We start from the raw sequence: 13758 nt of genomic DNA on the forward strand, positions 1-13758 counted from the left end.
CGGTATGTTATACCTCTTTTGAGTCTTGTAAGTTATCTATTGCTAGTTCAGCTCGTACAAGTTCATAGGTATTTGGTGGGGCGATAATGAAGGGTTCTCGTGTTTTGCCTTGCGTGAGAAGGGGTTTAAGTTCAACCGGCTGACCGGAAAAGTAGCGAGCTACGCATCCTGCTTCCTTCGCCACAAGGAGAGCTGCTGCCATATCGTAAGCGCCTTCGCTCCATCCAACGAGGCAGGCGAGGCTGCCGCGCCCCACATAGGCGATATCAGCAGCGATGGAGCCGAGACAGCGTATCCGGCCATGGAGCGCTTTCGTGCGAAGGTTTTTGGCTGCCGCACTAGTGAATCCGATGGTATCTTCAAGATGGAGCACTGTACGATCTGGGGAATGAAGGCGTATGCCATTGCAGTAGCTGCCTTGCCCCAATTGCGCATAGAAGAGTTCATCGAGGCGAGGGATGTAGAACACACCGGCGACGGGCTCACCGTCAAGAAGTAAGGCAATAGAGACCCCCCAAATGGGGATATTGTAGACCATGTTTGTGGTACCGTCAATAGGGTCTACAGCCCAAAGAGGCCCGTCGGTAGAGCCATGCCAGCCCGTTTCTTCTCCAAGAAAGGCAAAATGTGGGTATCGGTTTTTGAGTTGCTCATAAAGGAACCGTTCGATCTCACGGTCTACGCGAGTGACAAAGGTTTGATCGGGCTTAAGTTCGGCATGGAGGTTTTCTGCCATATCAAGGGCGTGACTGCCGGCTTCACGGGCGAGGGCGCATAAAAAATCGCTATCTATGTCTACCACTGGACAAGGTTCCTCTCGTTTTAAGATACGGAATCATCTTACCAGGATCCCGCAATTAGCTAGGTAAGTTCCGGATTCGGGAGGTTCGAACGGTTATCTACATGGCGAAAAAGCAGGAAGTAGAGCACGAGGTAAAAGCCTTGAAGGCACGCAGCACAGTAGAAGGGAAGGGCGAGCTCGTCGGCTTGGAGCATCCATCCGCTGAGAGAGGGGCCCACTGCGGATGGGAAGCTAGAGGAGATATTGTTGATGCTGATACCTAGCGCCCTCCAACGCTCCGGAATCAGACCGATAGCTACGGCTTGGCGGGCACCGACGGTGCCGCGATTGAAGGCAGAGCGGAGAATGTAGAGAAGAGCGGCGAGTGGATAGGTAGGTGCCAACGGTAGAAGCACTAGCAAGAGAAGGCCTATGCTGCGGGGGATAACGACGGAGCGTATGAGCCCAACCCGTTGGGTAAGGTGTCCTGTGAGTAAGGCGGAGATGCCGGTCAGAAGAAAAGTAAATAGAAAAGCCGAACCGATGCGTTCAGGCCCAACATGATAGCGAACAGCAAACCAATAAGAGATAAGGGGGCTTGTCATCCCGATGGCAAAGCCGTTGAAGGCGTTCGTAAGAGAGAGCAAAATCAGCATGCGAAAGTCGCGTAGCCCCTCTTGTATGCGGATGCGGATAGAGGGACTTGTGGAGTGAGGAGATTGGATGGGCGGTTTGGGCGCGATATCGGGCACGGTAGAGAGCACACCAACGGCGAAGATGGCGGCGAGGATAGGAAGCAGGAAGAGCGGTCGAAACGCACTATCCCCATGAAACAAGGGTTGCCATAGAGGTTGGAGAGCAGCTAGGAGCGAGCCCACAGCCATGCCAAAAAAGCCGGCAGCGGAGTTTAAACTGAAGGCGTTTCCGCGCTCTTGGGAGTGTAAGAAACCGGCGAGCCAGGCTGTCTCTACGGCCGAAAACGGTCCGGCTGCTCCGTTTTGTCCACGCCCTAGATTCCCCACAAAGGCTGCAACGGTAATGAGAAAGCGGCCGGAATAGAACAGCATCGGGAGTAGAATGAGGCCGACGAGCGACTGGTGGAGAAGAAGCAACCGTTTTGGCCCCATTTTATCGCCGAGGGCACCGAAGAAAAGGCTAAGCGCGGCGTTAATAAGGCCAATTGCACTTAGCAGCAGCCCAATAGCGGCAGCGCTCCAGCCTAGCTCACGTAGATAAAGGGTAAAGGAGACGATCATAGCTCCTTGTCCAACAGCTCTTACCCCACGCACGAGAATGAGACGTCGCGCATAAGGGGAAGAAGGACAAAAAGCTTGCAGCGCGCCAAGCATTGCCTTTAGTGCATGGCCTCCGCCGCCGCGTTGGTGGAGGGCTTACGGCGCACGCGCATGATCAGCACGAGTGGTGAGACGCATAGAGTAGAGATCCCGATGAGGAGGAAGGCGTTGTTGAAAGCCATAGTGGCCGCCTGACTTTGGACCGTGTAGGAGATAAGCGCCAAGGCCATTTTGTGGGCTTGGACGGCGTCATGCCCTCGTGTCATGAGATAGTGTTGTAGCATGGTAAGGCGGCTTTGAAAGTAAGGATTTTCGGGATAGAGGTGGGTACTTAGCATCGTGGCATGGAAGCGTTCCATGTTATCAAGATAGGTGCTTAGGATAGCGATCCCGAACGAGCCGCCGAGCTGACGGCACAGGTTCAGAAGGGAGGCGCCTTGGGCGATCTCCACTCCTTTAAGGCTGTTGAAGGCCACGAGGTTAATAGGAGTAAACAGGAGGCCTAGCCCAAGCCCACGAATAATAAGGGCGAGACGTACGGCCGGCTCACCACTTTGGGGGGTAAGGTGGGCTAGGGACCACATCGAGTAGATAAATAGGGTAAGACCAGTCCAAATGAAGATGCGTGGGTCAGCCCGCATCACTTTTCCGTTTAGCATTCTGCCACAGAACATAGCGGCGATACCGGTTGCGATGCCACCGGGCATAAGCACCAAACCTGTAAGGGTCGCCGTAAAGCCGAGAACGTTTTGTGCGAAAAGGGGATAGAGGAAAACACCCCCATAAAGGCCAAAACCAAGGATAAGAAAGAGAATGAGCGCGGCGCTGAGATCGCGATTTCGGGTGACACGAAAGTTAACAACAGGCGATGTATTACGCGGTGAAAGCTCCCATATGACCATAGCGATGAGAGCTATGGCCGAAAGAATCGTTAGTCGCGTGATAACGGGATCATCAAACCAGTTGTTACGATTGCCCTCTTCCAGAACATATTGCAGTGAGCCAAGCCCAACCGCTAAAAGACTTATGCCGAGCCAGTCCACCTTTTCGATCTGCATTTTATGCTTGGCTTCTGTTAGGAAGAGTCCTATGATGAGGGCCGCTACAATTCCGATAGGAACGTTAACAAAGAATATCCACGGCCAGGTGTAGTTGTCGGTAATCCAGCCTCCGATGGTGGGGCCGAGAGTTGGAGCGATGATGACTCCCATTACGTAGATGGCCTGCACGGTGCCCTGTTGTTCTCGAGGAAATATCTCACGAATGGTGGCCTGAACGGTCGAAATGAACGCCGCTCCGCCGGCTCCTTGAACGATTCGCCACAAGACGATCTCTCCGAGAGTGCGTGAGGTGCCGCACATAAAGGAGGCAGAGATGAAGAGGATAATAGAGCTGACAAGATAGCGCTTTCGCCCAAAGCGTGAGGCAAGCCAAGCGGTAAGCGGAAGGACGATCACGTTAGAGAGGATATATCCGGTAGCGACCCAGCTGATCTCCTCTGTCGTTGCCCCCACGTTTCCGGCCATTTGCGGCAGAGAGACGTTAACGATGGTGGTATCCAAAACCTCGAGAATGGCTGTAGTGATCAGCCCCACGAGAATAATCCAGCGATACGGCGACAGCTCTTCACCCGTATCGGTCAAAACAACACGACGCCCGTTCTTAGCAGCAAGGTTAGAGGCTGTCATAGGTGATTAACTTTCTCATTTTTGGCATATTTTGAGGTATTTCCCTAAGGATATACGAAGGAGTTAACCAAGTTGCTGCTTTATCCGCTTACGAAAGGCATAAACAGATGAGGTTCTTCTGAGGCTGCGTCGAGCAGGATCGAAAAGAGACGAGTGTGAAACGTAGTTTTGAGCAGAGACGGAGGTAAGCGTATGAGCGTCGGGAGAGTGGAAGAGCGCACCTACTATTCTCAAGCGTTAAAGCGCACTCAACCTTTTAGTGTCTACTTGCCGGAGCTGAATAGAAATGAACAGCTGCCCTTGCTCATCCTACTGCATGGAAGGGGTGGGAGCCACAGAGATTGGTTCGAGCAGACCCGTGCGATTCGATATTTGGCCGGTTACTACCTCTGTGTGGTTTGTCCTCAAGGGGACGATGGGTGGTATACGGATGCATTCGATGGTTCAGGGGCTTATGAGACCGACCTGATCGCCTGTCTGATACCTCATTTGCAGGCCACACTTCCAATAGCCCCGCCTGGGAAGGCTTGGGCGATTGAGGGGTTGTCGATGGGCGGATATGGGGCCATTAAGCTTGCATTGAGGCACTACAAGCTCTTTGGTACTGCTGTGAGTCATAGTGGCGCTTTCGACATTACACAAAGTACTCACCCTCACCCGGTTTTCGGCGATCTGCAGACATGTAGACGCTTTCGTCGGCAGCACAACGTCTATGCTTTAGCTGAAGAGGCTCTTTGTCGTTACCCCTACGAACGGGCAGCTCTTTGGATCGATTGTGGCTTGCAGGATGAGTTGTTAGCAAGCACACGACGTTTTCATAACCATCTCCATTTCATCGGTTATGGGCATGAGTATAAGGAAGAGCCTGGTTATCATACCTGGCCTTACTGGGACCGAGCCTTTCGTGCGGCATTACCGTGGGTTGCGCAGCGTGTGGGGGCAAAATCGGTTGGTGGGCGCTTTAAGTAGGAGAATCATGCTAGAAGGTCGAAGTTAATAAAATAATACGACAGGATGGAGGAGTTCGGAGGCCATGTGGAGCAAGAGGACAAAGCGACTTGTTTTTTGTGCTGTAACGGGAGCTTGCATAACTATTGGCTCGCGACTGCTGGCACAATCGTGGCCTGATCTCATGGTGAATCCTGAGACTCATGAGACAAAGGCACAGTTTGCTAAGCGAACGGCCTGGTGGCGGGAGGCCAAATTTGGGATGTTCATTCACTGGGGCATCTACGCCGTTCCTGCCGATTCCTCGCAAGGTGCGGCGGAATGGTATTTCTCCAATCACACCACAATTGACCCAGCAACCGGCAAGCCGAGGCATCTGCAAGTTGCGGAGTACGAAAAGTTTGCAAAACAGTTCGACCCAGTGAAATTCAACGCAGAACAGTGGGTTTCTATCGCAAAACGGGCTGGTATGAGATATATCGTCATTACGAGCAAGCATCATGATGGATTCTGTATGTTTCGTACGCGCTTAACTTCCTACAATATCGTGGATGCCACTCCCTATCACCATGATCCGATGGCCGACTTGGCTCGCGCATGTCGGGAACAAGGTCTGCATTTTGGGTTTTACTACTCCTTTATGGATTGGCATGCTCCAGACTATCTTCCGCGTCGTCCATGGGATACGCGCCCGACGGAGGGAGCAAGTTTGGAGCGTTACGTGGAGTATGTAAAAGGACAGCTTCGTGAGCTGTTAACGCAATACGGCCCCATTAGCGTTTTGTGGTTTGATGGCGGTTGGGAGCATACGGCGCAGGAAGAGCACGCTCTCGAGATCGTCCAACTTATCCGCTCTCTTCAGCCTAACATCATTATCAACGATCGTTTGAATTTGCCGGAGGATTACTCTACCCCGGAACAGACCATTCCATCGGCACCGCTCCCTAACGGTAGGTTATGGGAAACTTGTATGACGATCAACAACACATGGGGCTACTCGAAGAACGACACGGATTTCAAATCGGCGACACAACTAATTCGCGATCTTTGCTTGATCGTGGGAAGGGGCGGCAATTTTCTCCTAAACGTAGGGCCGACGGCGGAGGGCATCATTCCCCAACCAGAGGTGGATCGCCTCCTCGCCATAGGGGATTGGCTGCGTGTGAATGGAGCTTCTATTTATGGCACCGAGGCTGGGCCGTTTCGTCGTCTACCGTTTGATGGAAGCTGCACGAAAAAAGGCAACAGACTCTATTTGCAAGTATTTAACTGGCCACAGGATGGGATGCTACGCCTGCCAGGCCTCAAAACAAGGGTTTTGGAGGCGAGATGCCTGTTGAATAACCAGCGACTTCCGGTGACGACAGGCGCAGATGGTGTTATGATCGGCAAACCGGATAGGCTTGATCCTGCAGCGACCGTTATTGCCCTTAAGCTTGCAGGAGCACCGGAAGTAGAGAACGTACCCATCGTGGAAAAGCCTGGTGGGGATGGTCGTTTTTGGCTACCGGCGACAGATGCCGATATTCATGGCGAGCACGCTCAGCTGGAGACTAAGGGAGGCCAACCGAACATCGGATATTGGACGGATGTGCATGATACGGTGAGTTGGCTTTTGAAGGTTCCTCAGAGCGGGGACTACGAGGTACGGCTTATCTATGCTTGTGAGCCAGCAAGCGCAGGTAGCACATTTCAAGTGGTAGTCGCATCAAAAGACGCGCCGGAGTCTCGACTAAGTGGAGAGGTCACAGCGACGGGAGGATGGGATGATTTCCGTTCAATGGCGCTAGAGGGGCATCTGCACCTGCAGGCTGGTGTCGTTACCTTGAAGGTAATACCCATAACGATGCCTCATGGAGCAGTGATGAATCTGCGTGCTATAGAGCTGATCCCTCAGTCTTAAGCCTCTACAAGCCGTAGCCGATAATCAGGAGACACATCTTGAGAGGGTTGGGAGGCCGTAACGGTTTGTGTGAGGTGTGCGAAGGAGAAGAGAGATTTATGTCGGCAGAAAGAATCCCACGGATGACCGATTCAGGGCAGCCTAGCAGCAGCGCAGCGTCGTTTGTCCATCGGTTTCGGAACGGACTATATGAACTTCAGTTAAGCCCAGGGATATTTCGGCGTATTGAAGGGTTGCTAGAAGAGTTTGCACAATCGCATCCGAATCTGCGCGGTTCCTATCTTTCCCATGAGGTAGATCCGAGCTATTTCAGCGACGGGTCGTATGGATGGGAGGCGGTGCATCGTCCACACTTACAAGGGTTGGCAATAGAGGGAGAGACGCTTTTCGAGTTTTTAGCCTTTGCAAACGGTTTTCGCATGCACTCCACCCCTCTAGAGAGTATTGTGAACATTGAGGAGCTGTGGATGGAACTGGCTTCTGATAAGCCTTTCATTTTGCGAGTTTGCATTTACCACAGCTTTCCGGCAGCAACCCTGCTCTATGCACCCACTGGCGAGACGCAAGAGGCTGCGGCCGCTTTTGTATCTCGTCTGAAGTACTTACGAGGATTTTAGGCATGCCAAAACCAATGGCGCCTCTCCGCAACGGGCTCGTTGTGCCGAATTGGCGTCCTTATTCCTCTACAAGTGCTGCGGAGAGTGAAAAGGCCTCTTTAGAGGCGTTATTGCAGGAGAATGAGCGGTTGCGGGCTGAAAACGAACGTCTGCGCGCCATGCGCCGGTTATCGAAACCGTTGTGGGAGTCGCATCTTCTGGCATGGGGCGCGATTCTGCTGTGTTTGGCCGCGCTCGCTTTTGCTGGGCTAGCTCTCTATCTTCGTGGCTAAGTAGAGACAAAACGGTAGAGCGCTCGATGTGTTATACTTCCCTAAACTACGTATAGCAGATAGGGATGGGCGCCTATGAAAATCGGGATGTACACCACCGTTGGCGATCGCTGTGGCATCGCAGCCTATACACAAGCTTTGGTCAATGCGTTGCGTTTGTTGCCTGAAACGGAAGTAGAAATTGTGCCCATTACCGAGGGAAAGCAGTCGAGGGGGCACTATTTAGCGATTGCGGAGCGGCTTAACGCGGACGATATTGATGTGGTACATGTGCAGCACGAGCACAGTTTTTGGGGCGGGATTTTGCCTGGGCATTCGGCATATTGGGAGTTTCGGTATCTCATCACGAAGCCGATCGTGCTGACGGCCCATACGACCTACACTGCAGAGGAGATGCTGCGTTACCGCACGGAGCGGCGCCTATTGAAAAAGCTGGCGAAGTGGGTTCTACTACGTAATCATGCATGGGTAGATAGTGTACAGGTAGCCCCCTTTGTCACAGCGGTTACCATCGTTCACACGGAAGAGGCCAAGCAGCAGCTAGTGGGGCGAGGGGCCGATCCGAAGTTCATACACGTCTTGCCGGCAGGTGTGCCGGAAGTTGTTGCGGCCACTACGGGTGGCGAAGCTTTTCGACGCCGTTTTGGGCTGGAGGGCTATCGTTTGATCACCATTTTTGGTTATACAGCTCCTAATAAGGGCTATGAGTTGACATTAAAGCTGCTCCCCTCTTTACCGGAGGACGTTAAGCTTGTTATTGCCGGTGGGCCTCGAAACGCTGCGATGGAACCCTATTTCGCCCAGTTGGTAAGGGCTATAGAGTCATCGGGGGAACGGCATAGGGTGATCGTAACAGGTTATCTACCGGATGAGGAAGTGGCTGAGGCGATGGCAGCAAGCACGGTGGTGCTGGCTCCTCATACCGAAGCAACCGGTTCTTACTCCGTCACAATTCCGTTGGCTTACGGAAAGGCCGTGTTAGCGTCGGATTTGGCCTGTTTTCGAGAGATCGTGGGCCGTATTGCCTGTTTAGAGCTATTTCGCTCAGGAGATGTGGAGGACTGCCGCAGGCATCTGCACCGGTTGTTGAACGATGAATCGAGGAGGGCAACTTTAGAGCGGTTGGCAAAGGAGTATGCAGAGCGTTACTCTTGGCCGCGTATTGCCCAACAGACGCGGTGCATCTACGAGGAGGCAATACAGGTTTATGCGCCTGTTTATCGAAGGCCATACACCCTGGTAGGTAAGAGGGGCCCCTCTTAGTGATAGCTGAGCATGAGGTTATTGAGGAGCAAGAGCGCTAGAAGGAGCACGAATATGCCCATGCAGCCTGAGGAAGCTACTGGTAGCGGAACAGGCAGACCGGAGAGACGTTTAGCGAGCGACTGCTCGTCGGCGATGGGGGTCTGATGAGAGCGTTCATAGACAGCCCAGCCGAAGCGACGAGCGATGTTAAAAGCGAACTCTGCAAGGGGTTCTATCAGAGAATTGGGTGGGTCATTGGGAATGCGGATGAGAATTGCATTACATTGCTGATAGGGGTTGGGGCCGGGGTGGAAGCTTTCCCCATCGAGATTTCCTATTTGCACAACAACATAGAGGCCCTGTTCCTCATCGCAGAAGACAAAATCATCTCCTTCAGGTACCGCGTTTGGCAAACCGCTTAAATAGGCTTTCAGGTCTTGATAGGATTGTCCTTCGGATGTAGTTGCTTTGTGCAGAATGAGTTCAATGGGCATGCTGCTCTCCTCATGATTTGATGTTGGTTTGCCGCCAGAGTCAAAAAGGCGCCGCAGTATATACGTAATTCAACGGTGCATATCTCTCAGGTTTCCAACGCGCTCGAGTCACGAGCTCCCAGATTTGCGTAGATTTCACGTGTGGCGGAAGACTGATTTAGGGTGTAGAAGTGGATGCCTCGCACGTGGTTGTCAAGGAGATCACGACACTGCTCTGTTGCCCACTGAATCCCCACACGGCGCACATACTCTTCATTGTCTCCGCAACGACGGACGGCACGGAGCAGCCCGGCGGGAATGCGGGAGCCACGAGCGAGCTCTGCGATGCGCTCCATATTACTAATGGAGGTTATAGGCATAATGCCGGCGATGATCGGAACATGAATACCTGCTAGCTCACAACGTTCACGAAAATCGTAGAAATCACGATTGTCGAAGAAGAGTTGGGTTACTATATAGTTAGCGCCCGCATCCACTTTAGCCTTCAGGTAGTCCATCTCTTTAAGGCGATTTGGGGTATCGGGGTGTCCTTCTGGATAGCCTGCAACGCCGATGCCGAAGCCACGCGGATCTGGGTGGAGGCCACTTTCGTTAAATTTTCGAATGAAACGAACAAGTTCAGCAGCGTAACGAAAGGCATCTTTAGTGCGGTCGTGATGAGGCTTATCACGGGGGATATCCCCCGAGAGCGCCATGATATTGGAGATGCCGTGTGCGGCATAGCGTTGGAGGATCGCGTGTATCTCTTCTTCCGTATGACAAACGCAGGTAAGATGCGGTATAGGTTCGCAGCCGATTTGCTCTTTAATACGCACCACCAGTTCGTGGGTTTTTTCTCGGGTAGACCCACCTGCTCCGTAGGTAACCGAAACAAAAGAGGGACGCAGGGGCATTAGGTCTTCGATTGTTTTGAAAAGCTGCTCCCAACCTTTTGGGGTATGCGGTGGAAAGAACTCAAAACTAAAGGTTGTGCGATGTGCGGCAAAGATGTCGCAGATGTGCATTTCGTGTCTCCTCAATGTTTATGATACCTCAGCATTCGAGAGACGGCATGCTATAATAAGACCGTAGATAATCGAATCCTCGGTAGCAAATAGGACTCTATGGATCAAAGTCATATTCGTAACTTTTGTATTATTGCGCATGTTGACCACGGCAAATCCACCTTGGCGGATCGCATTCTCGAGGCGACCGGTGCGGTGAGCCCACGAGAGATGCAGGAGCAGTTGCTTGACACCATGGAGTTGGAGCGGGAGCGAGGCATCACCATCAAGATGACCGCGGTCCGGCTGTATTATAAGGCAAAGGATGGGCAGGTTTATCAGTTCAATCTCATTGATACTCCTGGGCATGTGGACTTTACGTATGAAGTTTCACGTTCGCTAGCGGCTTGTGAGGGGGCCTTGCTTGTCGTGGATGCAGCCCAAGGAGTGGAGGCGCAAACTTTGGCGAATGTAAACCTTGCTTATCAAAATAACTTGGAGATCGTGCCCATTATTAATAAGATCGACCTGCCCGCGGCCGATCCAGAGCGTGTGAAAGAGGAGATCGAAAACGTTCTGGCTATAGATGCTTCTGAGGCAATTTTGGCGAGCGCCAAGACCGGAGTGGGGATAGAGCAGATTATGGAGGCGATAGTCCAGCGGATTCCTCCGCCCTCAGGCGACCCTAACGCGCCTCTACGTGCTCTTATTTTCGACAGCAAGTTCGATACTTATCTTGGCGTCATCTGTTATGTGCGCGTTGTGGACGGGCAGATCAAGCCAGGGCAGCGCATACGTTTCATGTCTACTGGCAAGGAGTTTGAGGTTTTGGAGGTAGGGACTTTTACTCCAGAGCGGCAGCCCGGAGAGATGCTGGCAACGGGTGAGGTCGGCTATTTAGCGGCAGGTATTAAGACCATTGGAGATGCTCGCGTCGGGGACACCATAACCGATGCCACACGACCCGCCCAGGAGCCTCTGCCAGGGTATCGAACGGCGAAACCGATGGTTTTCTGTGGGCTTTATCCTGTAGATGGGGCAGACTACACTGACCTGAGAGATGCTCTGGCCAAGCTTCAATTGAACGATGCCGCACTCTCTTTTGAGCCAGAAACTTCTGCAGCGCTTGGTTTTGGATTTCGGTGTGGTTTTTTAGGGTTGCTGCACATGGATGTGGTGCAGGAGCGGTTGGAGCGTGAATTTAACCTTAATCTCATTGCGACCTCCCCGTCGGTAGTTTATAAGGTCTATCGAACGGACGGAACCGTAGTGGATGTAGATAACCCGGCTCATATGCCTCCACCGACGACGATCGATCATATCGAAGAGCCCTATGTCGCGGCCACTATTTTGACGCCGAAGGAGTATGTGGGACCTATTATGGAGTTGTGTCGGGAGCGGCGGGGCGAGTTTGTGCACATGGAGTATCCGGCCCCAGATAGGGTGCTGTTGAAGTACGATATTCCCCTTGGCGAGATTTTGATGGATTTCTTTGACCAGCTCAAATCGCGCACGCGGGGGTATGCGAGTTTCGATTATGAGCTGGCGGGCTATCGCGAATCGAAATTGGTAAAGATTGATATTCTGATGAACGGAGACCCCGTAGATGCCTTATCGTTCATAACGCATCGAGACAAAGCTTACGAGCGCGCACGTCAGATTGTGGAAAAATTAAAGGAGGTCGTGCCGCGCCAGCAGTTTGAGGTGCGCATCCAAGCGGCAATTGGGGGCAAGATCATCGCGGCTGAGTCGGTGAAACCGCTGCGTAAGAACGTGACAGCGAAGTGTTATGGTGGTGACATCACACGAAAGCGCAAACTTCTGGAGAAGCAGAAAGAGGGTAAGAAACGTATGAAGCAGGTGGGCAGCATCGAGTTGCCGCAAGAAGCCTTCTTGAGCGTTCTAAAGATCGGGGATTAGATGAGGAGGATGGGAGCGACCGCAACACGTTCTGCATAACTCGGATGGAGCGTACATGTTGAGGCTAGAGGAGTTTCTTCTACAGTTTGCTTGTGGTGTATTCCTATCCTTCAGTGTTCTTACGCTGGGGTTTTTAGGAATAGATTTTGTTGGGAGAGACCTTTTTGCTTGGTTACAAAGGCGGAGATGTTGGCGACAGCCCTGCAGCGCTCTCGTGCACGAATTGGCCCCTCTATTGCTCTCGGAAGATAGTCGTGTTGCCATTGACGCTGCAATGCGTTTGGCCGATGCGGGGGATTGCAGCGCGGTGCCTCACCTTGTTCATGCGCTGCGAGTCACCGTAGAGATGCAGCATCCAGGCTGGCGGGAACGGGGCGAGGTATTTACTGAGGCGCTGGCCAAGCTAGGCGATGGGCGTGCGCTCCCTCTGCTGCGTGAGCTTGAGGATGTACGCGGTATCGGATTTATACCCTCGATACGGCGAGCTATCCTCTATTTAGAGCCTCGTTCCTTGCTGTTGCGGGCTGGCACCTTGCCCTCCGATCCACCTGCACTTTTGTTACAGCCCGTTGGTAGGCACGTAGAGGAGTTAAAGACGCTTCTTCATATTCTTCCAAAAGACAGAGGCGTGCCATATGAGCGATTCTCAATGCATTTTGGTGAGGAGGAGAACGTTTCTCTGTTATCGAATGAACGGGCAGAACCCCCTCAAGGAGACTAAAATGGAATGGGAAGCGCTTTTGCCGTCCGCTGAGGATGTGGCTTTCTACCGTGAGAACGGCTATTGGTTGGCACCGTGTATCCTTTCGGACACGGAGTTGGAGACGTTGCGCGAGCACCATGCGCGTGTGGTAGCAGGGTGCTATGAAACGACGCGTAGCCCTTGGTCTCACGACCCACCACCAGGACAGCCCATTGACCGTATTGTGAAGATAGATAATTCTCACTGGGCTGACGCCACCATGGCCAAGTTGGCGCTACATCCGCTGATTGGGGCGATGGCATGTCGCTTGACAGGTGCTAGTGCCATAAGGCTTTGGCATGACCAGCTCTTGTTAAAGCCCCCGGACAGCGGTACAAAGGGCAACGTGGGATGGCACCAGGACTATCATTATTGGCAGTGCACCGACCCTCCGGAGTTGTTGACAGCTTGGGTAGCTCTTGACGATGTGACCGAGGAGAATGGATGTATGCAAGTGGTTCCGGGTAGTCATAAGTGGGGACTACTGCCGGAAGGTGACTTTTTTGCCAAAGATCTCGATGCATTGCGGGCACGAATTGAGGCGGTAAGTGGTCGGAGTTTTCGTACGGTCTCATGCATTTTACCGGCTGGGGCGCTCAGTTTTCACCACTGTCTAACTATTCACGGCAGCGGCCCGAACCGCAGTTCTCGACCACGCCGTTCTCTTGTGGTGCATCTTATGCCAGAAGGAACGCGGTATCGTGCTGGTACACCCGGCGATGGACATATGAATGTGCGCTTGCTAAGCGGTAAGGATGGCGACTATTTCGCTGGCCCCTACTTTCCGGTGCTCTATCGTGAGGGAACAGGTGAAAACTCTTGGCGTGTTTGGTAACCCTCACGTTGTCGGGAGCTTCCGAGAAGCAAGTG

13 protein-coding genes are annotated in these 13758 nt (G+C 52.7%); 8 read left to right on the plus strand and 5 right to left on the minus strand.

The window, feature by feature from the left end; genetic code table 11:
• Window positions 1-7: 7 nt before the first annotated feature.
• Genes CCALI_RS14630 through CCALI_RS01615 form a run of 3 tightly spaced genes read right to left on the minus strand, consistent with a single transcriptional unit; the run spans window position 8 to window position 3764 of the window.
• Window positions 8-802: an inositol monophosphatase family protein gene (locus CCALI_RS14630; RefSeq protein WP_016481723.1), complete on the minus strand. Its 795-nt coding sequence runs from the start codon at window positions 800-802 to the stop codon at window positions 8-10.
• Window positions 803-861: 59 nt separating this feature from the next.
• A complete protein-coding gene (locus tag CCALI_RS01610; RefSeq protein WP_016481724.1) occupies window positions 862-2130 on the minus strand; it encodes an MFS transporter in 1269 nt (422 codons plus the stop codon).
• Between the two features lie 5 nt (window positions 2131-2135).
• Entirely contained in the window at window positions 2136-3764 is a 1629-nt protein-coding gene (locus CCALI_RS01615) for a DHA2 family efflux MFS transporter permease subunit (protein WP_016481725.1), read from the minus strand.
• 192 nt (window positions 3765-3956) lie between these two features.
• On the opposite strand from CCALI_RS01615, the gene CCALI_RS01620 reads away from it, so the two are divergent.
• The 5 genes from CCALI_RS01620 (at window position 3957) to CCALI_RS01640 (ending at window position 8767) form a co-directional block, all read left to right on the plus strand.
• Window positions 3957-4733 (plus strand): alpha/beta hydrolase, encoded by a 777-nt coding sequence (locus CCALI_RS01620; protein ID WP_016481726.1) that lies wholly within the window; start codon window positions 3957-3959, stop codon window positions 4731-4733.
• A gap of 64 nt (window positions 4734-4797) precedes the next feature.
• The gene (locus CCALI_RS01625; RefSeq protein ID WP_016481727.1) at window positions 4798-6615 is read left to right on the plus strand and encodes an alpha-L-fucosidase; all 1818 of its coding nucleotides are present in this window, start codon (window positions 4798-4800) and stop codon (window positions 6613-6615) included.
• Window positions 6616-6713: 98 nt separating this feature from the next.
• Window positions 6714-7232 carry a hypothetical protein gene (locus tag CCALI_RS01630; protein ID WP_044948765.1) on the plus strand — a complete coding sequence of 173 codons (519 nt, stop codon included), beginning with the start codon at window positions 6714-6716 and terminating at the stop codon, window positions 7230-7232.
• Between the two features lie 2 nt (window positions 7233-7234).
• Window positions 7235-7504, plus strand: coding sequence for a hypothetical protein (locus CCALI_RS01635; protein ID WP_016481729.1), 270 nt, complete (start codon window positions 7235-7237; stop codon window positions 7502-7504).
• Window positions 7505-7579: 75 nt separating this feature from the next.
• Window positions 7580-8767: a glycosyltransferase gene (locus CCALI_RS01640; protein WP_016481730.1), complete on the plus strand. Its 1188-nt coding sequence runs from the start codon at window positions 7580-7582 to the stop codon at window positions 8765-8767.
• Here CCALI_RS01640 and CCALI_RS01645 read toward each other — a convergent pair.
• Together CCALI_RS01645 and metF are read right to left on the minus strand one after the other, a co-directional pair.
• Window positions 8764-9243 carry a hypothetical protein gene (locus tag CCALI_RS01645; protein WP_016481731.1) on the minus strand — a complete coding sequence of 160 codons (480 nt, stop codon included), beginning with the start codon at window positions 9241-9243 and terminating at the stop codon, window positions 8764-8766. The genes CCALI_RS01640 and CCALI_RS01645 overlap by 4 nt on opposite strands.
• A gap of 86 nt (window positions 9244-9329) precedes the next feature.
• Complete coding sequence (metF, locus tag CCALI_RS01650) at window positions 9330-10247, minus strand: methylenetetrahydrofolate reductase [NAD(P)H] (protein WP_016481732.1); 918 nt, start codon at window positions 10245-10247, stop codon at window positions 9330-9332.
• Window positions 10248-10346: 99 nt separating this feature from the next.
• Between metF and lepA the strand changes: the two genes are divergently transcribed.
• From lepA to CCALI_RS01665, 3 genes are all read left to right on the plus strand, one after another.
• Complete coding sequence (gene lepA / locus CCALI_RS01655; protein WP_016481733.1) at window positions 10347-12146, plus strand: translation elongation factor 4; 1800 nt, start codon at window positions 10347-10349, stop codon at window positions 12144-12146.
• Between the two features lie 214 nt (window positions 12147-12360).
• A complete protein-coding gene (locus CCALI_RS01660) occupies window positions 12361-12867 on the plus strand; it encodes a HEAT repeat domain-containing protein (protein WP_155850444.1) in 507 nt (168 codons plus the stop codon).
• A 1-nt stretch (window position 12868) separates the two neighbouring features.
• The gene (locus CCALI_RS01665; protein ID WP_016481735.1) at window positions 12869-13723 is read left to right on the plus strand and encodes a phytanoyl-CoA dioxygenase family protein; all 855 of its coding nucleotides are present in this window, start codon (window positions 12869-12871) and stop codon (window positions 13721-13723) included.
• The last annotated feature ends 35 nt before the right edge of the window (window positions 13724-13758 follow it).

It is taken from the genome of Chthonomonas calidirosea T49, assembly GCF_000427095.1.
GTDB classification, from domain to species: Bacteria; Armatimonadota; Chthonomonadetes; order Chthonomonadales; family Chthonomonadaceae; genus Chthonomonas; species Chthonomonas calidirosea.